25 protein-coding genes are annotated in these 26,429 nt (G+C 70.8%); 12 read left to right on the top strand and 13 right to left on the bottom strand.

Annotation, left to right across the window (positions count from 1 at the left end; all coding sequences use genetic code 11):
* Positions 1 to 35: 35 nt before the first annotated feature.
* From CW362_RS01995 to CW362_RS01980, 4 genes are all read right to left on the bottom strand, one after another.
* Positions 36 to 2,582 (bottom strand): discoidin domain-containing protein, encoded by a 2,547-nt coding sequence (locus CW362_RS01995; RefSeq protein WP_103547503.1) that lies wholly within the window; start codon positions 2,580 to 2,582, stop codon positions 36 to 38.
* Between the two features lie 402 nt (positions 2,583 to 2,984).
* The gene (locus CW362_RS01990; RefSeq protein WP_206300830.1) at positions 2,985 to 5,306 is read right to left on the bottom strand and encodes a M4 family metallopeptidase; all 2,322 of its coding nucleotides are present in this window, start codon (positions 5,304 to 5,306) and stop codon (positions 2,985 to 2,987) included.
* A 532-nt stretch (positions 5,307 to 5,838) separates the two neighbouring features.
* A complete protein-coding gene (locus CW362_RS01985; protein WP_167455601.1) occupies positions 5,839 to 7,350 on the bottom strand; it encodes an MFS transporter in 1,512 nt (503 codons plus the stop codon).
* A 190-nt stretch (positions 7,351 to 7,540) separates the two neighbouring features.
* Positions 7,541 to 7,714, bottom strand: a complete 174-nt coding sequence (locus CW362_RS01980) for a CsbD family protein (protein ID WP_103547501.1) — start codon at positions 7,712 to 7,714, stop codon at positions 7,541 to 7,543.
* 179 nt (positions 7,715 to 7,893) lie between these two features.
* Here CW362_RS01980 and CW362_RS01975 point away from each other — a divergent pair, with 179 nt between their 5' ends.
* From CW362_RS01975 to CW362_RS01965, 3 genes are all read left to right on the top strand, one after another.
* Positions 7,894 to 8,514, top strand: coding sequence for a hypothetical protein (locus CW362_RS01975; protein WP_338069046.1), 621 nt, complete (start codon positions 7,894 to 7,896; stop codon positions 8,512 to 8,514).
* 487 nt (positions 8,515 to 9,001) lie between these two features.
* Positions 9,002 to 9,178 carry a CsbD family protein gene (locus tag CW362_RS01970; protein ID WP_103547500.1) on the top strand — a complete coding sequence of 59 codons (177 nt, stop codon included), beginning with the start codon at positions 9,002 to 9,004 and terminating at the stop codon, positions 9,176 to 9,178.
* A gap of 2 nt (positions 9,179 to 9,180) precedes the next feature.
* Positions 9,181 to 9,549, top strand: coding sequence for a low affinity iron permease family protein (locus tag CW362_RS01965; RefSeq protein WP_103547499.1), 369 nt, complete (start codon positions 9,181 to 9,183; stop codon positions 9,547 to 9,549).
* A 171-nt stretch (positions 9,550 to 9,720) separates the two neighbouring features.
* Here CW362_RS01965 and CW362_RS01960 read toward each other — a convergent pair whose 3' ends face one another.
* A complete protein-coding gene (locus CW362_RS01960; protein WP_103547498.1) occupies positions 9,721 to 10,791 on the bottom strand; it encodes an SRPBCC family protein in 1,071 nt (356 codons plus the stop codon).
* Between the two features lie 4 nt (positions 10,792 to 10,795).
* Positions 10,796 to 11,701: a histone protein gene (locus tag CW362_RS43175; protein ID WP_162683936.1), complete on the bottom strand. Its 906-nt coding sequence runs from the start codon at positions 11,699 to 11,701 to the stop codon at positions 10,796 to 10,798.
* 165 nt (positions 11,702 to 11,866) lie between these two features.
* Here CW362_RS43175 and CW362_RS01945 point away from each other — a divergent pair, with 165 nt between their 5' ends.
* From CW362_RS01945 to CW362_RS01910, 8 genes are read left to right on the top strand one after another with little or no spacing between them, the layout of a single operon-like run.
* Complete coding sequence (locus CW362_RS01945) at positions 11,867 to 12,214, top strand: gas vesicle protein GvpO (RefSeq protein ID WP_103547497.1); 348 nt, start codon at positions 11,867 to 11,869, stop codon at positions 12,212 to 12,214.
* A 28-nt stretch (positions 12,215 to 12,242) separates the two neighbouring features.
* Complete coding sequence (gvpJ, locus tag CW362_RS01940; protein WP_206300829.1) at positions 12,243 to 12,701, top strand: gas vesicle protein GvpJ; 459 nt, start codon at positions 12,243 to 12,245, stop codon at positions 12,699 to 12,701.
* 3 nt (positions 12,702 to 12,704) lie between these two features.
* The gene (locus CW362_RS01935; protein ID WP_103547495.1) at positions 12,705 to 13,418 is read left to right on the top strand and encodes a GvpL/GvpF family gas vesicle protein; all 714 of its coding nucleotides are present in this window, start codon (positions 12,705 to 12,707) and stop codon (positions 13,416 to 13,418) included.
* Between the two features lie 10 nt (positions 13,419 to 13,428).
* Complete coding sequence (locus CW362_RS01930) at positions 13,429 to 13,680, top strand: gas vesicle protein GvpG (RefSeq protein WP_103547494.1); 252 nt, start codon at positions 13,429 to 13,431, stop codon at positions 13,678 to 13,680.
* A complete protein-coding gene (locus CW362_RS01925; protein WP_376450582.1) occupies positions 13,677 to 14,090 on the top strand; it encodes a gas vesicle protein in 414 nt (137 codons plus the stop codon). Before CW362_RS01930 ends, CW362_RS01925 begins: the two co-directional genes overlap by 4 nt.
* Positions 14,071 to 14,997 (top strand): GvpL/GvpF family gas vesicle protein, encoded by a 927-nt coding sequence (locus tag CW362_RS01920; RefSeq protein ID WP_103547492.1) that lies wholly within the window; start codon positions 14,071 to 14,073, stop codon positions 14,995 to 14,997. The genes CW362_RS01925 and CW362_RS01920 overlap by 20 nt, the downstream gene beginning before the upstream one ends.
* Positions 14,994 to 15,236: a gas vesicle protein gene (locus tag CW362_RS01915; RefSeq protein WP_103547491.1), complete on the top strand. Its 243-nt coding sequence runs from the start codon at positions 14,994 to 14,996 to the stop codon at positions 15,234 to 15,236. Before CW362_RS01920 ends, CW362_RS01915 begins: the two co-directional genes overlap by 4 nt.
* Entirely contained in the window at positions 15,223 to 15,639 is a 417-nt protein-coding gene (locus tag CW362_RS01910) for a gas vesicle protein K (protein WP_103547490.1), read from the top strand. Before CW362_RS01915 ends, CW362_RS01910 begins: the two co-directional genes overlap by 14 nt.
* Before the next feature lie 142 nt (positions 15,640 to 15,781).
* Here the strand turns inward: CW362_RS01910 and CW362_RS01905 are convergent, their stop codons facing one another.
* From CW362_RS01905 to CW362_RS01880, 6 genes are all read right to left on the bottom strand, one after another.
* Positions 15,782 to 17,812 (bottom strand): beta-galactosidase, encoded by a 2,031-nt coding sequence (locus tag CW362_RS01905; RefSeq protein ID WP_103547489.1) that lies wholly within the window; start codon positions 17,810 to 17,812, stop codon positions 15,782 to 15,784.
* The gene (locus CW362_RS01900) at positions 17,809 to 19,134 is read right to left on the bottom strand and encodes a glycoside hydrolase family 36 protein (protein ID WP_103547596.1); all 1,326 of its coding nucleotides are present in this window, start codon (positions 19,132 to 19,134) and stop codon (positions 17,809 to 17,811) included. Before CW362_RS01900 ends, CW362_RS01905 begins: the two co-directional genes overlap by 4 nt.
* A 50-nt stretch (positions 19,135 to 19,184) precedes the next feature.
* Complete coding sequence (locus CW362_RS01895) at positions 19,185 to 20,081, bottom strand: carbohydrate ABC transporter permease (protein WP_103547488.1); 897 nt, start codon at positions 20,079 to 20,081, stop codon at positions 19,185 to 19,187.
* Positions 20,078 to 21,058 (bottom strand): carbohydrate ABC transporter permease, encoded by a 981-nt coding sequence (locus tag CW362_RS01890; RefSeq protein ID WP_103547594.1) that lies wholly within the window; start codon positions 21,056 to 21,058, stop codon positions 20,078 to 20,080. The genes CW362_RS01895 and CW362_RS01890 overlap by 4 nt, the downstream gene beginning before the upstream one ends.
* An 8-nt stretch (positions 21,059 to 21,066) precedes the next feature.
* Entirely contained in the window at positions 21,067 to 22,377 is a 1,311-nt protein-coding gene (locus CW362_RS01885) for an ABC transporter substrate-binding protein (RefSeq protein WP_103547487.1), read from the bottom strand.
* A gap of 622 nt (positions 22,378 to 22,999) precedes the next feature.
* Positions 23,000 to 23,974, bottom strand: a complete 975-nt coding sequence (locus CW362_RS01880; RefSeq protein ID WP_103547592.1) for a LacI family DNA-binding transcriptional regulator — start codon at positions 23,972 to 23,974, stop codon at positions 23,000 to 23,002.
* Positions 23,975 to 24,313: 339 nt separating this feature from the next.
* Between CW362_RS01880 and CW362_RS01875 the strand changes: the two genes are divergently transcribed.
* Complete coding sequence (locus CW362_RS01875; RefSeq protein ID WP_103547486.1) at positions 24,314 to 25,471, top strand: hypothetical protein; 1,158 nt, start codon at positions 24,314 to 24,316, stop codon at positions 25,469 to 25,471.
* A gap of 299 nt (positions 25,472 to 25,770) precedes the next feature.
* On the opposite strand, the gene CW362_RS01870 is transcribed toward CW362_RS01875, so the two are convergent.
* Positions 25,771 to 26,376 carry a GOLPH3/VPS74 family protein gene (locus CW362_RS01870; RefSeq protein WP_103547591.1) on the bottom strand — a complete coding sequence of 202 codons (606 nt, stop codon included), beginning with the start codon at positions 26,374 to 26,376 and terminating at the stop codon, positions 25,771 to 25,773.
* Positions 26,377 to 26,429 lie beyond the last annotated feature (53 nt).

Below are 26,429 nucleotides of genomic sequence, written 5' to 3'. Positions count from 1 at the left end.
GCACCCATGCGCCTGTCAGCAGGCGCCGTCCAGGATCACGGGAACTGCGTGACCTTGGACGGGACGGTGTCCGTGCCCGAGGTGGGCGCGCCCGTGTTGTTGACGACGTGGGCGTACTGGCCCTTGCCGCCGAGCGAGATCACCAGGATGTCGTGCAGCTTCACCCCGGTCTTCACCGGGACCTGGAAGCCGTGCGCCTGGACGATCGACGGGTCCGAGGTGAAGTTGCAGTAGCTTCCCAGGCCCCATGCCTCGTGCGCGCTCACGGAGTCGGCGACCTTGTAGGCCGCGTATCCGACGATGCCGTCATGGGTGACGGCGGCGGCGTTGGGCACGTCGTACGCCTTCTCGTTCTGGAAGAAGATCGTGCGCCCGTTCTCGCCGTTCCACAGCACGTCGTACTTGTTGAAGTGTTCGACGAACAGGCCGGTCGCCAGGACGTCGTCACCGTTGACCACGAGGCCGTAGTCGGCGCGGTTGGTGTCCCAGCCGACCCCCTCGCCGTGGTCGGCGCGCCACAGCCAGGTGTGGTCGATCACGACGTCGTCGCTGTTGACCACGACCGAGTTGGTGGCGAGGCCGGGACCCGCGCCGCCGATGCGCACGAACACGTCCTGCATGGTGGTGGGGTTGGCCGAGTGGTCCGCGGAGGAACCCGAAGGGCCGATCTGCAGCAGCGTGTTCGAGTTGGAGCGCCCGGCGTCGATGAGGAATCCGGCGAGCCTGACGCCGTCCACGTCGGCCACGTGCATCGCGTCGATGCCGTTGTCCGGCACGATCGTCGCGAGGCCGAGGCCCAGGACGACGGTGTTGGCCCGGGTCACGTTGATCGTCTGGTCGAGGTGGTAGACGCCCGGGGTGAACAGCAGGTTGAGGCCCTGGGCGAGCGCCGCGTTGATGGTCTGCGCGGTCGCGCCGGACTTGACGACGTAGAACTGGTCGAGCGGGATGGACGTACCGGCCGTGTCGGGCCAGGACACACCGCGCGCGTTGGTGCGCTTGGAGGGCACGAACACCTTGTAGGTGCTGCCGTCCAGGTAGAGGTAGGGCTTCTCGCGCGAGACCGGGGTGGTGTCCAGCGTGGTGTACGGACCGGAGTCGAAGTTCGTCGCCGGTGCTCCCTGGACGCCCGTGAAGGTCATGTTCCAGACGCCGTTGGTCCAGCCGCCGACGGAGCTGTCACGGGTGTACCACTGCTGCTGGGAGTACGGGCCGACGGTGCCGTCGATCTTGGAGTCGGCGATGTAGCCGCCGGAGGCCCAGCCGTAGCCGTTCGGGGCCAGGTTGAGCCCGCCCTGGACGTGGATGCGGCGGAAGGGGGCCGCCTGGGCGACGGCCCAGCGGTCGGTGCCGTTGGACGGGGTGATCGACAGGTTCTCCGCCGAACGCCAGAAGTTCTGGGTGGCGTTGCCGTTGAACCAGCCCGCGTCCACGGTGATGTCGCCGTTGATGTGGACGTCGTCGGGGTTCCGCCCGAGGCCCGAGACCGAGGTGTAGAAGCCGACCTGGGCGTTGATGTTGTTGTAGGTGCCGGGCTTCATCAGGAACTGGTAGCGGGCGGAGCCGAACTGGTTCGACTCCTGCTGGGCGAAGACCTGGTCGAACTTGGCCTGCAGACCGGGCGTCGAGGGGTCCACGACGATGACGTTGGGCCCGAGGTCCCCGCCGCCCTGCACGGGCGGGACGCTGGTGCCCGTTCCGGTGTGGACGGCGACCTCCCACAGCGAGTACCCGTACGCGGTGCCCCGGGTCGTCCCGTAGATGCGTACGTAGCGGCCTTTGCCGGAGACGTCGTAGGAGGCGGTGCCCCCGGTGCCGTCCGTGACGGACTTGAGGATCGTCCAGTTCTGGCCGTCCGTGGAGGACTGGATCTGGAAGGCCTTGCCGTACGCGGCCTCCCAGTTGAGGTCGACCCGGCACAGGTCGCTGGAGGCGCCCAGGTCGACCTGGACCCACTGAGGGTCGGCGAAGGCGCTCGACCAGCGGGTCGCGGTGTCGCCGTCGAAGGCGGCCGAGGCGGAGCTCGCCGCGTTCTCGGCGGAGGAGGCGGTGGCCGTCTTCCCCCGCGCCGCGTTGGCGGTGTCACAGGTGGTGGGGGTGCCGGTCCCGCCGGTGCCGAACACCTGGAACTCCCAGAGGGAGTACCCGTACTGGGTGGCACGGTGGACGCCGTACATCCGGACGTAGCGGCCCTGCCCGGAGACGTCGAGGCTGTCGGTGCCTCCGTCGCCGCCGGTCACCGTCTTGATGTCGGTCCAGGTGCTGCCGTCCGGCGACGTCTGGATGCGGTAGTCGCTGCCGTACGCGGCCTCCCAGTTGAGGACGACCTTGGTGATCGTCGCCGAGGCCCCGAGGTCGACCTGGAGCCACTGGGCGTCCGTGGCGGCCGAGGACCACCGGGTGCCGGTGTCGCCGTCGACGGCGTAGGCGGCGGGGGTGCCGCCGTTCTCGTCCGAGGAGGACGTGGCCGTCTTGCCCTGGGACAGCGGGAGATCGGCCGCGGCGGCCGGTCTCTGCTGCAAGGGCAGGGTGACGAGCGCGGCCATTGCGGCCAGCGCGACACCCAGGGTTCTGAGTTTCATGCCGTGACTCCATGCGGGTGGGGTGACGAGCGGAGTGGACACACTTGTTGAGCGACTGAGGGAACAGCCGCTTACGAGGGGAGAAACGTGAACCGGCCTTCCGGCATTCTTAGTTCACGCTTTGATTTAAGTAATGAACCATCGGGGTGGCAAGTCCCGTGACGTGAGTTTCTTCAACTCGTGTGCGCCGGACCCTCGTTGGCCGATCACCAAAAGGGCCCCGACCTGGACAAGGTGCGCCGCGAACGGGCGGGGGGCCGTTCGGATCCGTCAAGGCTTGAAGACGCCGAGTGGCCGCGGGCGTCCCGCCACCGGGTGGCGGGACGCCCGCGGCCACTCGGCGCGGACGGCGGACCGTCCGGACCGCGGGGGCGGTCCGGACGGGATCGGGTCAGTCCTGGATCAGGGCGTGATCCTCCACTGCTGGATGTAGCCGACGTCGATCGACGCGAGATCGCGGACCCGCAGCTTCCAGGTGCCGTCGACCGGCTGCGCGGAGGCGTCCACCGTGAACGTCTGGTCCACGTTGTCGGCCGAGCCCCCGCTGCGGTTCAGCAGGGAGTACACGGTTCCGTCGGGGCCGACCAGATCGACCGTCAGGTCACCGCGGTAGGTGTGGACGATGTTGACGTAGACCTCGGTGGTCGCCGAGGCGTTGCCCGGCCGGCCCGTGATCGTGATGGGCGACTCGACCGCGGGACCCAGGTCGGGGATGTCCACGCGCGTGCCGTTGGCGTAGACGTACGCGATCCGCCAGTGGAAGGCCACCGACACGGTCGCGCCGGTGCTGTCGGTCACGGTGACCGTCGTGTCGCTGGTCCCCGGCGCGACGGGGATGCCGGAGATCAGCCCGGTGTCACCGACGGCGAGGCCCTCGGGCAGTCCGGTGGCCGTGTAGGTCAGGCTCGCGCCGGTGTTGGTGGTGTACGCGTTGACCTGGAGGGACACTTCCTGGCCGACGCCGGAGGTCTGGTCGGCGACCGGGGCGACGTTGACCCCGAGGGCGATGCGGTCACCGACGTTGATGGCCGCCCAGGCGTCGGCGACGGCGAGGTACGTGGGGCTGTACTCCCCGAAGAGATCGCCCGCGGCCTTCAGGGTGGCGACCCTGGCACCGGCGTAGTTGGTCGTCGACGTCATGTAGGTCGTCAGCGCGCGGTACCAGATCGCGGCGGCGTTCTCGATGCCGATGCCGGTCACCGGCAGACCGTCGCGGGTCGGGCTGTCGTACGACACCCCGTTGACGGTCTTCGCGCCGCTGCCCTCGGAGAGCAGGTAGAAGAAGTGGTTCGCCGGCCCCGAGGAGTAGTGGACGTCGATGCCGCCCAGCGAGGAGTCCCAGTAGTCGCGGGAGGACCCGTCCCTCGAGGGTTTGTCCATGTAGCGCAGCGGCGCACCGGTGCCACGGATGTCGATCTTCTCGCCGACCAGGTAGTCGGGCACGTCGGCCGCGAGGTTCTCGTGGAACTCCACGGCCGCGGCGAAGATGTCCGACGTCGCCTCGTTGAGGCCGCCCGACTCCCCCGAGTAGGTGAGGTTGGCGGTGGCCGCGGTCACGCCGTGGCTCATCTCGTGGGCGGCGACGTCCAGGGCGGTCAGGGGGTGCGTGTTGCCCGAGCCGTCGCCGTAGGTCATGCAGAAGCAGCTGTCCTGCCAGAAGGCGTTGACGTAGTTGTTGCCGTAGTGGGCCCGGCTGTAGGCGGCGACCCCGTCGTTGCGGATCCCGTTGCGGCCGAAGACCTCCTTGTAGTAGTCCCAGGTCGCCGCCGCACCGTAGGCGACGTCGACGCCGGCGGTCTGCCGGTCGCTCTGGGCGCCGCTGCCCCAGACATCGTTGTCGTCCGTGAACAGGGTTCCGGTGCCGGAGGTTCCCTGGTTGAGGTCGTAGGTGCGATGGCCGGCACGGTCACCGTCGACCAGTTGGTACGACGATCCGGACGGCGTGGTGGAGAGCGGCACCGTACCCACGTACTGGCCCGTTCCCGTGCCCGTCTCGACGCCCTCGTACCGGGAGGCGGTCTTGCCGGAGGTCGCGTCGGTGATGACGTGCAGTTCGCTGGGTGTGCCGTCGCGCTGGACGCCGTCGATCACGGATTCCCAGGCCAGGACCGGGCGGGTGCCCGCGGCCCAGACGACGAGCCGGGGCGCCCCGTCGGCACGGGACCGCGTGACGGCCGCCTTCCGGCTCACCGCGAGGGCCTTCGCCGCGGCGACGCCGGCGGGAATCCCCGGCCGGACGCTCGGCACGGTGACGGCGGCCCGGTGCGCCTCGGACACGGTGCTCCGGCCGTCCTTCAGGTGCACGACCAGATCACCGCCGAGCACCGGCAGTCCCGCGTAGGTGCGCTCGTACCGCGTATGGGTCGTACCGTCCCGGTCCTGGGCGACGTCCTTGGCGACGAGCCGCTCGCGGGCGCCGAGCCCGAGCCGCTTCGCGGTGGCGCCCGCCGCCGCTCCGGCGCTCTCCACGAGCGCGGCGCGCCGGGTGGGCGACAGCGGGGCCTGGAGGGCGCCGGACCGGGGCTCGGAGACGATCCGGGCGGCGACCGGGTGCCCGGAGGCGGGGATCCCGGTGACGGTCCTGGTGGGCACGGGGTCCGCGGAGGCGGCGGACGCGAGGTCCGGCCGGACGGCGAGCGCCAGTAAGGAGCTCGCGGCGGTGAGCGCGAGGACCGTGGCGCGTCTGCGGCGGCGGACGGAGGTGTGTTGCCGGTTCAATGCCATCTCCTTCTGCGGGGGGTTGGCCCGGGGGGTGCCCCGGGCGTCCGGGGCCGGCGGGGTACGACCGGTCCACGGAGGTCGGAGGGCCGAGCGGGCGGAGCAGCACGGGGTGCCGCACGAAGACGCTCGCGGAGTCGGTGGCGCGTGGATCGCGAGGGTGCGGGGGCACCGGCGGGGACCGGGCCGCACGGGGGGCGGGGCCGGGCCGGGCTGGAGGACGCGAAGACGGCGAGGGGCCGAGGGGTGGGGTGGGGGTGACGGCGTGGAGGGGCGGTGGGGGTACGGAGGGAGTGGTGGTGCGGAGGGGCGCGTGACACGGAGGGGGTGGAGGGGGTGTGAACGAAGTGTGAGCGTCCGACAGCAGCGTGACACCATTCCGGCAGTCTTGTCATGGAGACGACAAGACAACGGCTTGAACTGATCATCGTCTACTGGGAGTTCATCCGCCCGTCACACCTTTTCGGCCGCTGTGAGGGGGCTGTGGACGTGTCCGGCCGGCCCGTGCGCCTACGACACCGCGTCTCGCGCGTCCGTCTCAGGGACGACTCGCGCGGGTGTGGTCGTGCGACGTCCCGGAAGGGCGGCCCGGCGACCGGGGCCCGTGGTCGCGCAGCCAGTCGTGGACGGCGAGGCCGAGGGCGCAGAGGATGGCCACGATCCCGGAGCCGACGGCGATCGCCACGGCGGAGCGGAAGTCGTGCCGACCCGTGCCGAGCACCACGTAGAACAGCCCGGGCAGCGCCGCCGTGCCGACGGCGCCGCCCAGCCGCTGGGCCGTCTGCAGGGCTCCGCCGGCCGCGCCCGCCATCCGCACCGGCACGTCCCGGAGCGTCATCGTGACGTTCGGCGAGATGACGCAGCCACTGCCCAGTCCGCCGACGAACAGGGCCGGAGCCGCGTACCACACGGCCGGATCCCCGGGTGCGAGGCGCAGGACCAGCACGGCGCCGCCCAGTCCCAGGGCGACGGCGGAGAGACCACAGACGGTCAGCAGCCGGCCCAGCCGCTCGACGAGCCGTCCGGCCACCACGGCCGCCGCGGCCGAACCGACGGCGAAGGGCGTCACGGCGAGCCCCGATCGCAGCGGGGAGTAGCCCTGGCCGTTCTGGAAGTACAGCGCGAACACCAGCCACACCCCGCTGAAGCCCACGAAGTACAGGGCCGCGATGGCCGCCCCTGCGGCGTAACCCCGCGTGCTCGTCACCAGGCGCGGATCCAGGAGCGGCTGCCCGCCGGCCGCGGTCAGGCGCCGCTCCCACCAGGCGAACACCACGAGAAGGCCCAGCCCCGCCGGGAAGAGCCACCACAGCCTTCGTACGCCGCCGGACTCCGCCAGGATCAGCGGAAGCATCAGCGCCAGCACCCCGCAGCCGAGCAGCAGGACGCCCCGCAGGTCGAGCCGCTCCCGGCGGCGCGGGGCGGCCTTGGGCAGCAGGCGCATCCCCAGCAGGAAGGCGACGGCTCCGACCGGCACGTTCACGTAGAAGATCCAGCGCCAGCCCTGGGGGCCGTCGGCGAGCATCAGGATCAGGCCGCCGATGACGGGGCCCACCGCGCTGGAGATCCCGACGGTCGCCCCGAAGAGCCCGAACGCCCGCCCCCGCTCGGCTCCCCGGAACATCTGCTGGATGAGGGCGGAGTTCTGCGGTGCCAGGCACCCCGCGGCCATGCCCTGGGCCAGCCGGGCCACGACGAGGAGCGTGATGGTCGGCGCGGCTCCGGCGGCGGCGCTGCACAGGACGAAGGCGGCGAGGGCGAGCAGGAAGATCCGTCGGCGGCCGATCGCGTCGCCCACCCGTCCCGCCGTCACGAGAACCAGGGCGAAGGTGAGGGCGTACCCGGAGACGACCCATTGGATCGACGGGGCGGAGGCGTGCAGGGCCCGCTGCATGGAGGGCAGTGCGACGGCGACGATGGTGACGTCGAGCAGGCTCATGAACCCCGCCGTCAAGGTGACCCACAGGGCGCGCCACCGGCGCGGATCGGCCCCCTCGGCCGTCCCCGGCACGCGGTCCCCCCGTCCGTCCGTCTGCGCGTCCGGTTCCACGCCGGGGACTCCTCTCCGCCACCCCCACCATCTTCGGCCCGCGGAGGCGTACGGCAACACGGGGTCCGCTCTCACGCCGGGCGCACGGCCGTGGGGCCCGTTCCCCGGAACGGACCCCACGTGGTGACTCGGCCCGGCGGCCGGGCCGGGATCCCTGGACCTGGGCCGTCAGACCCCGCCAGGGCGGCCTTCAGTCCTTGAAGACGTCCTTCGTCTTCTCCTTGGCCTGCCGTGCGTCGCCCTTGGCCTTCTCGGCCCGGCCCTCGGCGGTCATCCGCTCGTTGCCGACGGCGCGCCCGGCTGCTTCCTTGGTCTTGCCCTTGGCCTGTTCCATCTTGGCCTTGGCCTTCTGCTCGCCACTCACGATGTCTCACTTCCCCATCACGATCGGCTTCGAGTGTCGAGGCAACGAGTGACCCGTCCGGCCGGTGCCAAACGTGGAGATCGAGAATCACCGCCCGGCCTTCCGGTCACCCTCCGTGGTCGCGCGGGTTTCCGGCATGCCGGAACGGGTGGGCTGGGTGAGCCTGGAGACATGGGCCGATGACACTCGGATCCGTCCGGAGGGTCGTGCCCATCTCGGGCAGCCAGAGCGAGGACGACGTCATGGGTGATGAGGTCTACCAGCCGGGAGGTCCCGACATCCGCGAGGACGAAGGCATCCTCGATCCGGAGGACACCCTCGAGGACAGGGGCGCGGATCCCTTCGACGAAGGGTGGTCGCCCCCCGAGCGCCCGTTCGCGGTGGACCACCGGGGCACCACGGTGCGTGAGCAGCGCGAGGGGGAGAGCCTGGACGAGAAGCTGGCCGAGGAGCGGATCGACCCGGCGCTGGGGGACCCCGACGAGGACGACGGCGTGGACGACCTGACGGGCGACGGAGGCGAGTTCCTGGACGACGAGGTCGGCGCGGAGGACCCCGAGGAACGACTCCTGGCCCTCGACGTGGGCGCCCATCAGGACGCCGAGCACGACATGATCGCCGAGGACACCGGCATCGACGGCGTCGACGGCGAAGCGGACCCCGAGGGACAGCCGGCCGCCCACCTGATCCCCGACGACGACATACCCGAGCGCCTGCTGGACGAGGACCTGCGCCGCCCTCCCGAGGACGAGGTCCGCCGGCTGCGTTCCGAGACGGACTCCGCTTCCTCGGGCTCGTGACGGCGCGGCCACCGGCGAAGGGGTGACGGACGGTCAGTCCTCACCCCTGATGATGTTCCCCTCCGGGGTGCTCCGGTCGTGACGTGCCGTCTCACCGGCCGTGGCCGGAAGGCAGGTCCGCGGGCCGGCCCGCCTCAGGCGGCGCGCCTTCGCCCATCCCGTCTCCGGCTGCGAGGTGTTCCTGGTACCGACGTCCGCGGTCATGACTCTCCTTCGTCCTTTCGCTGTCCGGCCCGGCTCCTTACGCGTCCGGCCCCGTCGGGGCCGGCCCTTCTCACGACTCCGGGCTGTCGTCATCGGGTCCCCCTCCGTGTCGGGGAGAAACCGTCCGCGCGCCGCCGCGGGGAGGAACCGGCCACGCGTCCCGGGGCGCCGACGCGGGACGGACAGGCCGGTTTGCGGTGCCGTCCGCGAGGCCACACGGTGAGGAAGGGGAACCGATCCGCCGTGTCGTGGCACGGCGCGCACCCGGAGGACGGCGACGACGATGTTCCAGGGCAACGCGAAGGCCAAGCAGATCAAGGGAAAGGTGAAGGAGTCCGTCGGAAAGGCACTGGGCGACACCTCGGTGCAGCGGGCGGGCCGTCGTGAGCAACTGCGCGGCAAGGCCCAGGAGATGACGGAGAAGGCCTCGGCGCGCGTGCGCAAGTGGGCCAAGCACTGACCATGACCTTCCAGCATCCCGCCGACCGCGGCGGCGAAGAGCGCGGCAGGTTCGAGCGGCTCGCCGAGGCCGGGTCGAGGTTCACCAGCTCGCCCGCCTTCTTCGCGTTCTGCGTCGGACTGGTCTCGCTGACGGTGGCCGTCCACGTCGCCGGCCTCGCCGGGGAATGGCTCCTCCTCGCCGGCGACGCGATGACCGCCGTGACGCTGCTGCTCCTGGCGCTGCTGAAGAACTCCGAGCTGCGGTCCGAGCGGGCGATCCAGCGCAAGCTGGACGCCATCGCCTCGGCGCTGCTGGAGGCGCAGGAAGGCGCACCCGGCAAGGCGCACGAGGACCTCAGGAAGGTGATCCGCCTGGAGGACGAGACCTGAGGGCCCCGCGTCCCCGGCTCACGCGCCGCGCGGGCGGGCGACGGCCCGGCCCCGCACGCGCACGTCGCGACGGAACGGATCACGACGGAACGGACCCGAGGCCGGGTGGCGGGGGCCGGTGCCCTGACACCACCCGGGCATCCGGTCGCGGCGCCCTCGTACGCCGGTCCCTCACTCCTCCTCGTCGTCGTACTCCCCGTCCTCCTCGTCGTACTCCTCCTCCGCTTCGTCGCCGTCCTCCGGACTCTCCTCGTCCTCCTCCGGGAGTTCTTCTTCCTCCCCTTCCTCGTCCTCCTCGCCCTCCGGAATCTCCTCGCCGTCGTACTCCTCCGCGCCTTCCTCCTCGCCCTCCGGGGTCTCCTCGCCGTCGTAGTCCTCCGCGCCTTCCTCCTCGTCGCCGGCAGCCGCTTCCTCCTCCTCCAGCGCCTCGTCGTGCGTGCGGACCACGTCGCCGCCGCGGATCTCGCCGCGCCAGCCCTCGGCCTCCTCGTCGGTGAGCGTGACGTAGCGCTGGAAGTTCTTGAAGTCCAGCCGCAGACGGCGGCCTTGGGCACGCCAGAGGTTGCCGGTCTTCTCGAAGAAGCCGGAGGGGTAGTACTCGACGACGAGCACGATGCGGGTCAGGGTCGGTGTGATCTCGTGGAAGCTGACGCAGCCGCGCGTGCTGCCCTTGGCGCCTTCCGAACTCCACTCGATCCGCTCGTCCGGGATCTGTTCCCGGACGGTCGCCTTCCAACCCCGGGTGGACGGACCGACCTTCACCTTCCAGTCGCTGCCGCCCTTGCCGTCCTGGGAGGCGCTGCGCACCCCCTTGGTGAAACTGCTGAACTTCTCGTACTGGCACCAGTGGTCGTAGGCCTTCCGGATCGGTACGCCGACGTCCAGCACCTCGATCATGTTCATGGTCTTGGTGCTGCCGGACTTGCCCTTGCCCCGCCCCCCCTTCTTGCCGCCGAAAGCCCCCTTGACCTTGTCGACGACGCTGTCCTTGGCGCTCTTGGCCTTCTCCCCCACGATCGCCTTCAGCGGGGAGTCCCCCTGCAGAATGCGAGAACCGGCTTTCAGAAGGGGGCCGCCGTTCTCGGCGACGTCGAAGAGGTGGTCGGTCGCGTCCGCGACCTTGTCCCCGGCCTTGTCCGCCAGGTGTTCCAGCTGGGCACCGAGGTAGTCGGTGAACTCTTCGCGCAGTGCGTCCAGGCCCGAGAGTTCCGTGTCGTCCTTGTCCCGTTCTTTGGTCGCCATGACACTACCTCCGGCGTCCGGAAGTGCTCTTGGCCGTCCTGGACGAAGATCTCTTCGTGGCGGCCTTCTTCGCGGGCGCCTTCTTGGCCGGAGCGGTCTTCTTCGCCGCCGCCTTCTTGGCGGGCGCCTTCTTGGCCGGTGCGGTCTTCTTCGCCGCCGCCTTCTTGGCCGCCGTCTTCTTTGCCGGTGCGGTCTTCTTGGCCGCCGTCTTCTTCGCGGGCGCCTTCCTGGCCGCGGGCCGCCTGCCCGAACCGCCCGTTCCCGAGGACGCGGTCCTCTTGGCGGCCTTCTTGGCGGTCCCCTTGCGGGAAGCGGATGCGGGGGCACGCCTGCTCGTCGCGCTCCCGGTGCTCCGGCGCTGCCTTCGCGGCCGCTCCGGCTCTTCCTCTTCGGCCTCGTCCTGCGGCTCCTCGTCCTCCTCCGGCTCCTCCTCTTCGGCCTCGTCCTGCGGCTCCTCGTCCTCCTCCGGCTCCTCCTCTTCGGCCTCGTCCTCCGGCTCCTCGTCCTCCTCGTCGTACTCGTCCCGGTCGGCCTCCTGCTCCGGCTCCTCCTCGTACTCGTCCTCCTCCGAGTCGTCCTGCTCCCCCTTCTCGTCCTTCTCACCGATGCGCAGCCTCCGTTCGTGGAGGGTGTCGGCCAGGTCGCCGAGACGGCGGTCGGCCGCGGCCTTGAGCGCGTGACGGCCGGCGTCCATCAGTTCGCCCCGCACCTGCTCCTGGAGGTCCGCGACACCCGGAACGTCCGAGAGCCTCTTCAGGCCCTCCGTGGCCAACTGCTTCGGGTCGAGCCCGACTCTGCGGCCGGCGATATAGGTCGCCAAGCCGAACGCGAGGCGGGCCTTCTTCGTACGCCCCAGCAGATAGCCTCCGGCGACAGCCGCGGCCAGAGCGATCTTGGTTGTGTCATCCATGGACCTTTTCCCTTCGAGCACGCAGCCCGCGCCTCCCCTGGAACCGCGCGCTCGACGGGCGGCCTCGAGGGAAGCCATCCATACCTGACGCCCCAAGTACCCCTATATGATGAGATTGCACGCTGATGTCCTAGTACGGCGTCCGTTCCGACGACCGGAGACACCATGGCCGCAGCAGAACCCGCCAAACGGCGCCCGAGCGCCGGCCGCGGTACGACGCGGCGGTCCGCCGACGGCAAGACGGCCCCGTCCCGCTCCGGCAGCCCCGCTCGGGCCATCCGTTCGGCGGTGGAACAACTCGGTCTGCTGCTCGGCCGGGCCCCCGAGTCCGTTTCCGCGATCAAACCCACGGACGGCGGTTGGGAGGCCGATGTGGAGGTACTCGAACTGGAGCGCATCCCGGAGACCACCAGCGTGATGGCCACCTACCGAGTGACTCTGGACGAGGAGGGCGACCTGGTGGCCTACGAGAGGAAACATCGCTACACGCGTGGACAAATCGACCGGCGCTGAGACATCACAGCCGGTGAAGGGAGGCACCATGACTGTGGTGCCGCAGAGTGGCGGCGGCCTGGCCCGAGGCGGCGGCGGATCCGCCAATCTCTACGACGTTCTGGAACTCATTCTCGACCGCGGGCTCGTGATCGACGTCTTCATCCGCGTGTCCCTCGTGGGCATCGAGATCCTGAAGATCGACGTGCGCATCGTCGTGGCCAGCGTCGACACCTATCTGCGCTTCGCCGAGGCGTGCAACCGTCTCGACCTGGAGTCCGGCAGAAAGGCCCCCTCCAAGCTGACCGACCTCGTGGGCGACACCCTGGAGTCCGGCGCACGGGGCAAGTCCAAAGGAGCCCTGAGCGGCGCCACCGATGCGATCACCGAGACGATCCGGGCCGTGACGGGCAAGGACGACGAGCAGGAGGAAGAGACGACCGAGCGGCGGCGGCCGGCCCGGCGCTCCTCCCGGCGGGAGAAAAGCGCGTCTCGCGAGGAGGAGTGAGCCATGGCCGTATACATCTACTCGATCACGACCAAGGACCACCCGCTGCGCCTCGACGGTCTCGAGGGAGTCGGCCCTTCGTCCCCTCCGCTGCGCACGGTGACCGCGGGACCCCTCTGCGCGGTCGTGAGCGACGCGCCGGAGGAGCTGCGTCCCAAACGCAGGGACATCGGCCGGCACCAGGAGGTCCAGCAGCGCCTGCTGGAGGACGGCACCGTGCTGCCCCTGAGGTTCGGCTACACGGCCCCGGACGAGAGCGCGGTCAGGCAGGCCCTGGAGGAACGGGGTGACGAGTACGCCGACCGGCTACGCCGGGTGGAGGGCTGTGCCGAGTACAACCTGAAGGCGTCGCAGAACGAGGAGATGCTGCTGCGGGAGATCCTCACGCAGTCGGAGGCGGCCCGGCGGCTCAACGACGAGATCCGCGCCGGCACCGCGGGTCCCGACGCGGCACTGCGGCTCGGCGAGATGGTCGCGGGCGAGGTGCGGGCCCGCCAGGAGTCCCTGGCCTCGGGCGTGATCGAGGCGCTCCGCCCGTTCTCCCGGGAGATCGACTCCTCCCCGCCCACCGGAGAGGACTTCCTCAGCGTCTCGTTCCTGGTGAGCGGCGACCAGGACGAGCTCTTCCTCGCCACGGAGCTGAGCCTCGCGCACCAACTGGGTGAGGGATTCGAGTTCCGGCTCAACGGTCCGCTCCCTCCGTACAGTTTCAGCTGACGGAGACGTCATGGGACTGCTCACCCAACTCGTCACGCTCCCCCTGGCACCCGTGCGCGGGGTCGCCTGGGTGATGGACCGGGTCCTGGAGGCCGCGGAGGCCGAGTACTACGACCCGGAGCCGATTCGACTCCAACTCGCGCAGCTGGAAAAGCAGTTGGTCGCCGGTGAGATCGACGAGGAGACGTTCGACCGGCTCGAGGACCAACTGCTCGACCGCCTGGAGGAGATCAAGCTCCACGAACAGGGCGGTCCGTCGTGAGCGAACCCCTCTCCAGGCGAATGGGCGACTATCCGTCCCGGGCCGCTCCGCCGTACGCACAGGGCTCGTCCGCCAATCTCGCCGACATCCTGGAACGCGTCCTCGACAAAGGCATCGTCATCGCGGGCGACATCCGGATCGACCTCCTCGACATCGAACTGCTCACGATCAAGATCCGGTTGCTGGTCGCCTCGGTCGACAAGGCCAGGGAAATGGGCATCGACTGGTGGGAACACGACCCCTCGCTGTCGTCACGGGCCCGGGACGACCGGTCGCTGGCCGAGCAGAACCGCCGGCTGCGCGCCGAGTTGAACGCCCTGCGCCGGGACAGGGGCATCCCCGAGGTGGAGGCGGAACCGCACGGCACCACCGGCCGAAGGGCTGAACACGATGACGACGAGCCCGAGTGAACCGGTCACCTACGCGTACGCCGTGGCGCGTGCGCACCCGGACCTGGCACGGTCCCTGACCGGACTCGTGGGGGTGGCCGACGCCCCGGTCCACATGGTCGCCGAGGGTGCCGGGGAGGAGGGGGGCGGGGACGTCGTGCTCGTGGTGAGCCCGGTGTCGGCGGCGGACTTCGGCGAGGAGGGGCTCAGACGGCACCTGGAGGACCTGGGCTGGCTGGAGGCGGTCGCGCGGGCGCACCACGCGGTCGTCGAGGCGGTCGCGGCCCGTACCCCCGCGCTCCCGCTGCGGCTGGCGACCGTCTATCTCGACGACGGCAGTGCGCGCGGCATGCTGCGCTCCGCGGTACGGCTGTTCTCCGAGCGCCTGGACCACCTCGCCGACCAGGTCGAGTGGGGAGTGAAGATCTACGTCGAGGCGACCGCGCCCGCCGCGGAGGCCACCCCTGGATCCGCCCCGGCGGGGGACCTCACACCGGGACGCGCCTACCTCAGCGCCCGAAGACGGCAGCGCAACGACCGGGAGGCCGCCTACCGGGCCGCCCAGGAGGCGGCCGAGCGCGTGGCGGACGCGGCACGCGCCCACGCGACCGACCGGGCGACCCACCGGCCCCAGCAGGGCGTCCTGGCGGGCGACGCGGGAGAGAACGTGTTCAACGACGCCTTCCTGGTGCCCCGCGGACGGAGCGAGGCCTTCCGCTCCGAGGCCGCCGGAGCGGGCCACGGACTGGCGGGGGTCCGCGTGGAGGTCACGGGTCCGTGGGCGCCGTACTCCTTCGCCGTGCCCCAGGACGACGGGAGGGGCACGCGGGGTACGGACGACACGAGGAGCACGACCGACACGGCCGACGCCGACGGCGGTGACGACAGCGGCGACAGCGGCGACACGGTACGAGGTGTCGCGCCGTGAACGGGCCCGGCCGCCCGGCCGCCGCCGAAGCACTGCCGGACCGTCAGATCGCGCTCGTCGACCTGCTGGACCGGCTCCTCGCCGGAGGGGTGGTCCTGGCCGGTGACGTGGTGCTGTCCATCGCCGACATCGATCTCGTACGCGTCTCGCTGCGCGCGCTGATCGTGTCCGTCGACCCGGAGAACCCGTCGCCCTTCGAGTACTCCGGCCCCCCGCGAGACGGTCATGACCGCCGCTGACGGCGACGGCGCCCCGGGACCCGGGGATCCCCTGGAAGCGGCGGCCGAGGCCGCGGCCCGCGCCTTCCGGCTGCTCCCGGTCGAGCCCGCGGACGGGCCGCCGCCGGGTGCGCGGGACCACCGCGTGGCCGGCCGGATCAACACCGACCCCGACACGGTGGAACGCGACCTGCTGCGGCTGGTCCTGACGCTGGTCGAACTGCTGCGCCAGGTCATGGAACGGCAGGCGCTGCGCCGGGTCGACCAGGGTGATCTCAGCGAGGAGGACGAGGAGCGCCTGGGCGAAACGCTCATGGTCCTGCACGACCGGATGGCGGCCCTGTGCGAGAGCCACGGCCTCACCCTGGAGGACCTCAACCTCGACCTCGGCCCGCTGGGCCCGTTGCTGCCTCCGTCCGGCTGATCCGCGCCGGCCCGTGGCTGACCGGAGCGAAACCGACGGCGCTCCGGAACGAGGCGTCCGACCGTCATCAGTTCGACTCCGACGACGACATCCGGGCGTGACGACCGGTGGGGCGGCCGGGGATCGCCTCCACCGGTGATGGTCACGACGCCGCGCGCGGCTCCCTCACCACCGCGATCTCGCCGGGATCGACCCGCACCGAGCCCGACAGGGTTTTGCCGGTGAGGAGTTCGGTGGCGCCCGGCGGGACGGGGATCTCCGCGCCCCGGCCCGCGTGGTCGATGTGGAACACGTAGTCGGCGTCCCGGCCGCGGCGGCGGACGGTCTCCACCCCCGGTGGTGCGTCACCGGCGCCGACGACCCCCGCCTCGGTACGGATGCGGCTCAGCAGCGCGGCGAGGGTGTCCGGGTCGGGACGGGTCGCCACGTACCAGGCGTCACCCCGGCCTCGGGAGTTCCGTGTCACCGCCGGGACCCCGGCCAGGGGGCCGTCCGCGTACGTCGCCACCGCCTCGGCGCCGTTCAGCCGCACGCGTTCCGACCACAGGGTGGCGGTGGCGCCCGGGGGCACCTGGCCGGTCAGACCGACCGACTCTCCGGGCAGCAGCGGGAAGAGCTCGTCACTGCGGATGCCGAGGGTCTCGCGGAACGCTCCCGGGTAACCACCCAGCCTGACATGGCAGTTCTCGTCGACGGCTCCGCTGTGGAAGCCGACCGCGAGAGTGCCACCGCGTTCGACATGACCCGTCAGGTTCGCCGCGCCCGCCTCGTCCACGAGGTAGAGGCCCGGGGCGAGGACCAGGCGGTAGGCGGAGAGGTCCGCGTCCGGGCGTACGAAGTCGACCGCCGTGCCGGACCGCCACAGCGGCTCGTACCAGGCGCGTACCAGATCCTTGTACTTCAGGTCGCCGCTGGGCTGGGAGGGCAGTTCCAGTGCCCAACGGGCGTTCCAGTCCCAGACGATGGCGACCTCGGCCGTGCCGGTGCTGCCGCGCACCTCGGCCAGGGCCCTCAGGTCCGCGCCGAGGCGGACCACGTCCTGCCAGATGCGGCTGTCCGTGCCCGCGTGCGGGAGCATCGCCGAGTGCCACTGTTCGGCGCCCGCCTTCGCGGCCCGCCACTGGAAGTAGGCGATGCCGTCGGCGCCGTGGGCCACATGGGCGAGGGCGTTGCGGCGCATCTCGCCGGGGGCCTTGGCCCGGTTGACGGACTGCCAGTTCACGGCGCCGGTGGAGTGCTCCATGAGCAGCCAGGGCCCGCCGGCCAGTGACCGGGTCAGGTCGCCGCAGAGGGCGACGTCGATCTCGGAGGCAGGGTCGGCGGACATCAGGTAGTGGTCGTTGGAGACGATGTCGAGCTCCGGGGCCCACCGCCAGTAGTCGAGCGCGTCGAAGACGTCCATCACCATGAAGTTGGTGGTGGCCGGTGTCGAGGGCGCGGCGGCGCGCAGGAGGTCGCGCTCCGCCGTGTACAGCGAGAGCAGTTCGTCGGAGCAGAAGCGGCGCCAGTCGAGCTGGTGCGTGGGGTTGGGGACGGCACCGGTGGCGCGGGGCGGCAGGACCTCCTCCCAGTCGTGGTACCACTGGCTCCAGAACGTGGTGCCCCAGGCGTGGTTGAGGGCCGCGAGGTCGTCGTCGTAGCGGTCGCGCAGCCAGCGGCGGAAGGCCCCGGCGCTGGTGTCGCAGTAGCAGGCGGCGTTGTGGCAGCCGTACTCGTTGTGGACGTGCCACATCACCACGGCCGGGTGCCCGGCGTAGCGTTCGGCGAGAGCCGCCGTGACGCGCAGGGCGGCCGTGCGGTAGGCGGGGCTGCTCGGGCAGAACGTCTGTCGGCTGCCGTACGTCAGGGTGCGCCCGTCCCGGTCCACCGGGAGCGCCTCGGGGTGCGCGCGGAAGAACCAGGCGGGCGGCGCGGCCGTGGGGGTCGCGAGGTCGGCGGCGATGCCGTTCTCGTGGAGGAGGCCGAGGATCCGGTCCATGCGGGTGAAGTCGTACGTGCCCTCGGAGGGTTCCATGAGGGCCCAGGAGAAGATGCCGACGCTGACCATGGTGACGCCGGCCTCGCGCATCAGGCGCATGTCCTCGGCCCAGGTCTCCTCGGGCCACTGCTCGGGGTTGTAGTCGCCGCCGTAGACGATGCCGGGGACGGACAGGGTGCGTTCGGGGGTGGTCATGCGGCCCCTCCCGAGGACAGCAGGCGGCGGGTGGTGGCCGCGCCCCACTCGTCGAGGGACAGCAGCCGGTCGCTGGAGGCCATCAGGCCGCCCGTGGCCTCGACGTGGGCGGCCCAGCGTTCGCGGGTCTCGACGGCGGGGCGGGCCAGCAGGCAGTCGGGGTCGTTGGTCCACAGGCGCCGGTGCTGCCACTGTCGGCCCTCGCCGGTGAACTCGGCGGCGTCCTGGCCGGGTTGGCTGTAGTCGCCGGCCTCGGGGCGCCGGTGCGGGGCCGTGTCGGCGCTGACCCGCATGGCGTCGAACAGGCCGATGGACGGCAGGACCGGGGCTCCGCAGCCGAGGAGGTAGGCGTCGGGGCCGATGGCCTCGCGGATCAGGGCGATGCCGTCGCGGTAGGCGCTCAGCGCGTCGGCTCCGGAGTGCCGGGCGCCGTCCAGGGCGCCCGCGTAGAGGAAGTCGGTCTTGAAGTAGTCGTAGCCCTCGGCGCGCAGGGTGGTGAACACCTCGGAGAGGTACGCCCGGGCCTCGGGGTGGGTGGTGTCGAGGACGTACAGGTCGTGGTTCCAGTTGTGGCCCGCGTGCAGGGGCGCGCCGTCCGCGTCGTGGACCAGCCACTCGGGGTGCCGCGCGGCGAGTTCGCTGTGCGGGGCGACGAGGAACGGGGCGGTCCAGATGCCCGCGCGGCGGCCGCGCCCCCGGATGGCGTCGGCCAGGGCCGCGCGGGAACGGAAGCGGCCGGAGAGGGTGAGCCAGTCGCCGAGCGCGCTCTGGTAGCCGTCGTCGATCTGGACGACGTCGACGGGCAGGTCGAGGGTGTCCATCGCACGGAGGTTCTCGTGGATGTCGTCCTCGGTGACGGCGGTGAAGTACTCGTACCAGGAGCACCACACCGTGGGCGCGGGGCGCGGGGCGGGGAGCGCGAGGGCATCGGCCCAGGCGGCGAGCGCGCCCTGGATACCGTCCGGCCCGGGGTGGGAGGACCCGGTGACCGGGCCGTCGGCGCTGATCTCGGCCCGGCCGTCCCGGACGGTCAGCCGGATCGAGGGGACCGCCCCCGCCGGGTCCGGGGCCGCCCACAGGCGGACCGGGGAACCGTCGCCCGGGTCCAGCGCGAGCAGTCCCTCGCCCTGGAAGGTGCCGGGCGGCACGCTGCGGCCGGGCCGGTAGCAGACGGTCGCCCAGTTGTCGTTCGTCGGGCGGTACGGGGTCGTGTCGAGGGCGTAGGAGCCGCTGGGGCTCCAGGACTGCCAGCCCTCCTCGTGGACCCGCGCGGTGCTCGGGTCCACGGGGACGGAGGCTACGGGGGTGAAGGCTTGGGACACGTCGTTCTCTTTCACGTGGAGCCGCCTGGAGTCTTTCGGGTGGTGTCGTCTCAGCTCTTGTTGGCGCCGAGGGTCAGACCGCCGACGAACTGCCGCTGGAGCGCGAAGTACACGACGAGCGTGGGGATCGCGGTGAGCAGGGCGCCGGAGGCGACGAGGTTGGGGTCCGTGAAGTACTGGCCGGAGAGGTTGTTCAGGGCCGAGGTGATGGGCATGTTCTCGCCGGTCGAGATCAGGACGAGGGCCCAGAAGAAGTCGTTGTAGATCCAGATCGACAGCAGGGTCGCCAGGGCGGCCATCGCCGGCTTGCACAGCGGCAGGGTGATCTGCCAGTACAGCCGCCACACGGACGCCCCGTCCACGAGCGCGGCCTCGGTCAGTTCGTGCGGCAGCGAGCGCATGTAGTTGCTGAGCACGAACGCGCAGAACCCGGACTGGAAGGCCACGTGGATCAGCACCAGACCGAGCGCGGAGTCGTAGAGCTTGCCGCTCTCGGTGATGCCCGGCAGGTCGGTGAGCAGGTACATCCGGTACAGCGGGGTGATGACGACCTGCTGCGGGAGCAGGTTGCCGGCCGTGAAGACCAGCAGCAGCGCGAGGTTGAGCCGGAAGTCGAAGCGGCTGACGTAGAAGGCGACCATCGACGACAGGAACAGCGTGAGCAGTACGGCCGGCACCGCGATGAGCAGGGTGTTGACGAAGTAGTGCGTCATGTCCGACTGCACGAACGCGTTCTTGAAGTTGTCGAGGTTCAGGGTGTCCGGCCAGGACACATAGCCCTTGGCGCTGGTCTCGCCGTACGGGCGCAGGGCCGAGAACATCGCCCACAGCAGCGGGGCGAGCCAGGCGAGCGCGGTGCCGGCGAGGAAGACGTGCAGGAGCACGCGGGCGGGGCGGACGGGTGCGCGCCGCTCGGGCGCCCCGGACGCGAGGGTGGGGGCGCTCATGATCGCCGCTCCTTCCGGAAGGTGGCCACCAGGTACGGGACGATCACGACCAGCGAGATGACCAGCAGGACCACCGCGATGGCGGAGCCGTACCCGATGCGACTGGACTCGCCGATGATGTTGTTGGTCACCAGGATCGAGAGCAACTCGGTTCCCTGGGCGCCCTTGTTGAAGACGAAGACCAGGTCGAAGGCGCGCAGGGCCTCGATGACGGTGACGACCAGGACGACCGTGTTGGTGGGGTGCAGGGTCGGGAAGATGACGTTCTTGAACGTCTGCCACTCGTTGGCGCCGTCCAGCGCGGAGGCCTCCCTGAGCGAGGGGTCGACACCCTTGAGGCCCGCCAGGTACAGGATCATCATGTAGCCGGTGTGCCGCCAGGAGGCGGCGACGAGGACGGCCCAGAGGTTGAGGTCGGGGTCGCCGATCCAGTCGATGTAGTGGCCCGGCTTGTTGGCGCCGACGATGCTGTTGATCAGACCCGTGTCCGGGTTGTAGACGAGCTGCCAGACGAAGCCGATGCAGGCCATCGAGATGACGACCGGCAGGAAGAACGCGGTCTGGTAGACGCGGCTGAAGCGGATGTTCTTGTCCAGTTGCACGGCGAGGAAGAGGCCGAGCGGTGTGGGGATCAGGATGAGGACGACGAACCAGATGACGTTGTGCTGGACGGCGGGCCAGAACTGCGGGTTGTCGTTGAAGAGTTGCTTGAAGTTCTCCAGGCCGACCCATTTGATCGAGTCGAAGCCGATGCCGTCCCAGGTGGTGAAGGCGAGGGCGATGGAGGCGAGGGCGGTGACCCAGACGAGGGCCACGTGCAGGACCGTGGGCACGCCCGCCATGAGGGCGAGCGTGAACCGGTCACGGCGGGTCAGCAGACGGCGGTGGCCGCGTGCGGCCCGCTTCGGCGCGGGGGCAGCGCCCGGAGGCGGCACGCTGGCCGCCTCCGGGGACTTCGTGGTGGTGTCGGTGGTCATGAGGTCGCTCACGAGGTCGCGAAGATCTGCTTCTTCTGGCGCTCGATGGACGCCAGCAGGCCGTCCACGCCCTTGGGGTTCTGGAGGAACTTCTGGAGTCCGGGCTGCATCACCGTCGCGGTGAAGTCCGGCCGGGAGTCGCGGTCCATGAACTGGGTCAGGGACTTGGCACCCCCGATCATGTCGAAGGCCTTCTTCTGGAGCGGCGAGTACGCGGAGGTGTCGGCCTTGCTGGAGGCGGCGACCACGCTCGGGTCGCCCTTGAGGTAGAGCTCCTCGGCGGCCGGGCTGCCCATGTACTCCAGCAGTTTGAGGACACCGGCACGGTTCTTGGGGGCCTTGCTGACCATGAGACCGTCGGTGGGCGCCTCCACGGTGTCCTGGCCGTACGCGGAGTTGATCTCCGGGAACGGGAAGAAGTCGAGGTCGTCCAGGTCGTCCTTGTCGGTGAACTGCTGGGCCACGAAGGTGCCGAGGAGGTACATGCCGGCCTTCTTGGCCACGAGCGTCTGCGCGGCGTCCTGCCAGGTGCGGCCCATGAAGCCGTCCTGGTGGTACGGGAGGAGCTCGGCCCAGTGGTCGAAGGTGGCCTTGACCTTGGCGTCGGTCCAGGAGGCCTTGCCCGCCATCAGCTGGACGTGGAAGTCGTAGCCGTTGAGACGGAAGTTGATCTGGTCGAAGGTGCCCATCGCGGGCCAGGCGTCCTTGTCGCCGAAGGCGATCGGGACCAGCTTGTCCTTCTTCATCTGCTTGCACAGGGCGATCAGTTCGTCCCAGGTGGTGGGGACCTTGTAGCCGTGCTGCCGGAAGACGCTCTTGCGGTAGAAGACGGCCCACGGGTACGTGGTCATCGGGACGAAGTAGTACTTGCCGTCCTCGCCCTTGCTGAGCTTCTTCATCGCGTCGGGGAAGTTGTCACCGATCCTGTCCCACACGTCGTCGATGGGCGCGGCGAGCTTCTTGGCGGCGAAGAACTGCATGCGGTACCCGGCGAACCAGTTGAACACGTCGTCCGGGGTGCCCTGCAGATACGAGTTGATCTGCTCCTGGAAGGTGTTGTGGTCCTTGGTGTTCACGTCGACCGTGATGCCGGACTGCTTCTTGAACGCCGCGTAGACGTCGGCGAAGGCCTTCTTCGGCACGGCGTCGGAGGCGTTGGAGCCGACGGTGACCGTCTTCGGGTCCGCGGCCGCGTCCGTGCTGCCGCAGGCGCTCAGCAGGGGTATGCCGGCGCCGAGGACGGCCGCGCCGCCCATTCCGCGGAGGAGGGTGCGACGGCTGGGCGTCGGGGCGAACGGTCCCGAGAGGGGAAGGTGCATGACGGCTCCTGAGGGCTGGGGCTCGATCGGGTCGGACGGCGAGGAGGCCGAAATCGATCAGAAACCAACTCGACCGAACAACGTGGGCGTAATGACAGCCCCATGTCGCCACCGCGTCAAGACCTCGTACCCGCCGTACCCGAAACGTGACCGACACCTCACGGGCCACTGCCGCCAGGGGGTCAACCCCTCGACAAGCACGCAGAAAACGGGCGGCAGCGATCGGCGCGAGCCGCCCTGCCCCCAACCCCGCCCGACACGAGAACCGGCACGCGACAGGCACCCTGACCGTATTGACGATGTTGGCTTTCGGGATGCGTCCAATCAAAAGCAAACATCTGATGTTTGTTTTTATTTACGGGCAACCCAAATCGACTCGCTGACCATTCCCTGCCGAATGCGACAGATCGACGGCGGATCACGGGCCGGGCACCCCCGGCCGGGCGGCCTCCCGCCGCTCAGTTTCGCGCAACGTAATCGATTACGCTACGGCCCCTCGACATCGATCCGGCAAAGACGCGCGGCGGAGACAGGCGCGACGGGAGAGGCGGTCGCCGGCGCCAGGCCGGTACCGGAGCTGTCAGGCCGGTACCGGAGCTGCCGGACCGGCACTGGAGCGGTGTCAGACCGACGCGCGCGCCACGAAGGCCGCGGCGACCCGCACGGTCCTTCGCCGCGTCCGGCCGTCGATCTGCTCCAGAAGGAGCCCGGCCGCGGCGCGGCCCACCTCGCGCGCCGGGTAGCGGATGGTCGTCAGACGCGGCCGGACCAGCGAGGCGAACTCGATGTCGTCGTGCCCCACCAGGGACACGTCGCCGGGGATGTCGAGCCCGAGGCGCTCGGCCGTGTCCATCGCGCCGACGGCCGTGATGTCGTTGCCGCACAGCACCGCTTCGGGCCGGGTCCTCGCACGCATCAGCCGCTCGAAGCCCTCCGCTCCCGCCTCGCGCGTGTGCTCGCCGTGGACCACGTGCTCCCGGTCGATGCGCAGCCCCGCCCCGGCCGCGTGTTCCCGGATGCGCTCCAGGCGCGGATCGCCGCCCGTGGCGTCCAGCGGCCCGGCGAGCACACCGATGCGCCGTCGGCCGGTGGCCGCCACGTGCGCCAGCGTCTCGCGGACCGCGCCGTCGGCGTCGGGAGTCACCAGGTCCACGTCACCGAACGAGACGTCCGCGCTGACCACCGCCGGGATACCGGCGGAGCGCAACACGTCGAAGGCGTCGGTGGCGAGCCTGAACGGCGTCATCACCACACCGGCGAACCTCTGGTGCACCACCTCGTGCAGCAGCGCCTCCTCCTCGTCCCGTCGCGCTCCCGTACTGCTCACCAGCACGTGATAGCCCCGGCCGCGCAGCTCGTCCTGGATCGAGCGGGCGAGCAGCGCGTAGAAGGGGTTGGCGATGTCCGGTACGACGAGGGCGACCATGGTGGACTTGCCCGTACGAAGGCTCCGGGCGACGGGATTGAGACTGAAGCCGAGCTGCTCGATGGCCGATTCGACCGATCTGCGGGTTTCCTCCGTGACCGGACGCTTTCCGCTCAGCACGTACGAAACGGTCGCGGACGAGACTCCCGCGACCCGCGCCACGTCGCTCATGGTCACCCGTTGCCGCATCCGCGTCCGCCCCTTCTCCGACCGCAACCCTACCGGCGCCCGCCCCTCGGTGACGTCCCGGCCGGTCGCGGCCCGCCCCAGGTCCGCGCAGGTCCGCGCCCCCGGCGGGCCGGCCGCGCGAGCCGTCACGGCGGAGCCGCCGCCGTGATCGGCGGCCCGCTCGGATTCTTCGCGAATGCCCCAATACGGTCAACCGTCAACGAAATATCCGTAGTCACCCGATGGCGGAAGTCCGTGATCTCAGGGGGCCTCGCCTCCCGGCTCGTGGCCAAAGGCGACCATACTGGGAGGGCACACCGCACCCCACCAGCAAAGTGACTCATGCCGAAGTCCTCCACAGAGCGTCCCACCGCCCCGGAAACAGTCTGGCTGGCCGCGGGGCGCCACACCGGCCCCGCCCCGCAGAGCGCTCTCCGGGAACACCTGCGGGAACTGAAGAACAGTGAGAAGATCCAGGACTTCCTGGAGAAGGAGAACACCACGACGCCGGACGGCCACGTCTTCGAGGCGCGCTGGTTCGTCGACGACGACGTCACCGTGCGGGCCCGGCTCGCCACCGACGGACGTGAACACGTGGACGGCGAGCGGCGCTGGACGCTGGCGGCCGAGGCGGAGCGGCCCTGGGATCCCGGGTGGCCCTCCCCCGCCGCGCTGCTCTGGCCCGAGCGGAGCGACCTCTCCTGGGACCGTGACGCCGCGGCCGGGCTGCTGCTCCAGGACATCAACCCGCTGCCGAAGGACGACGCGGCGCTGCGCCGCCTGCTCAAGGACATCGCCCGGCACAGCTGGAGCATCAACGTCGTCGTCCACGAGGCCATGACCCCCGACGCCGAGGGCCGCCTCCCGCTGACCCGGCTGCTGCCGCCCGCCCTGCGGCATCGCGTGGTGGAACACCGGGCCACGCCCGAGCAGTTCCACGCCGTCAACTGGGCGCTCGGCGACCTCGGGACGTCCGTGCCGCGCGGCGGGGCCGTCGTCCTGTCCGGCACACCCGCCCGCGTCGGGTTCGACGAGCAGGCGTTCAGGGTGCGCAGTGTCTTCCTCGACGGCTCCGAACCGACGGAACTCCTCGACAAGATCGTGCAGTTCGCGGCACTCCCCTGGCCGTTGCCGGACGAGGCGGCGGCGGCGCTCACGGCACTGCGCGAGGACTGGCAGTTGCTGACCATGGAAGAGGAACTCACCCGTGCGCGCGCCCTGGTGGCCTCGTACTCGGAGGCCCTCGAAGCCATGACGAAGTCGCGCGACCTGTACCGCGAGGCGACCGAACTCGCCCACGCGGCGCTCGCCGAGATGGCCGAGTACCGTGACGCGGCGTCCGCCGTGCGGGACTCCGCCCGGGGGCAGGACAAGCACCCGCTGACGAAGACGCTCCAGCGCGTCACGGACTCGCTGCTGCCCCGGCGGGCGCAACGCGTCGACGCCCACCTCCAGGAAGCGCGCGCGAGCGAGCAACGGGCCCGCGAGGCTTCCGAGTGACCTCCCGCGGGGCCGGAGCGGTGCGCGTGCCGCTCCGGCCCCGTGCCTCACCGTTCACACCCGCGCGCCTCACCGTTCGCACCGGGGCTCGCGGCACCGGGCCCGGCCCCCGCACGACCGGACCGGCCTCTCGTGGCCGTCGGGCGGATCGTCGGCGTCGGCCGCCCGGTCACCTCGTACGACCGAACCGACGGCTCGCGGCGCCGATCGCTCCCCGGTGCCCGGACCGCTCGCGGGCGGGCCGTCGCCGTCCACGGACCGTCCCTTCCGTACGGGCCCGCCCCTCGGTGCGGGTTCCGTCAGGCGCCGCGCCAGATGTTGGCGAACGCCGCGTTCTCGATGGCCCGGCGCTGCCGGACGGCTTCCAGTTCCATCACCGCGTCGTGCACGGCGACCAGGACGGTGGTCACCGCCTCGTCCTCGACCGACGAGGTGTCGTCGGTCTGTTCGGAGGGGATCCCGACGACCTCGGCGAGCGCGGCGAGGACGGGCTCGTCCGCCGCCCAGCGATGCATCGCGCGGCTACGGGCCGGTGAGTCCACCAGTTCCATCCGCTCGCCGCCGAACGGCAGTCGGCTCCGTCGTTGCCGGGTGAGCTGGCCCGCCTGTTCGAGGTCGGCCTGGTAGGCCTTGGCCAGATCGCGGCCCCTGCGCCAGAGCCAGTCCTCGACCCGCTCGTACGGGACCTGCCGCACGAGCGAGGACGCGGCCTCGCCCAGAAGACGGTCGTCCGTCGCCGGCTGCCTGGCCGGTGTCATCCTGTCACCGTCCAGGGTGATGACCTCGCCGGCGAGGAGATCGATCACCTCGGCTCCGGCGAGGGCGAGCGACAGATCGCCCTGCCCCACAGAACGTTCCGGCTCCTTGTCCATCGTGATGATGAACAAGTCCCTGGCCGTGGTCACGAACGGCTCCCCTCGGAGTACTTCGCCCGGCGCGACCGTCACGCATCGGATCC

The organism is Streptomyces populi (genome assembly GCF_002911015.1).
Lineage (GTDB): Bacteria > Actinomycetota > Actinomycetes > Streptomycetales > Streptomycetaceae > Streptomyces > Streptomyces populi.
This window is presented reverse-complemented; position numbering and strand designations above follow the sequence as displayed.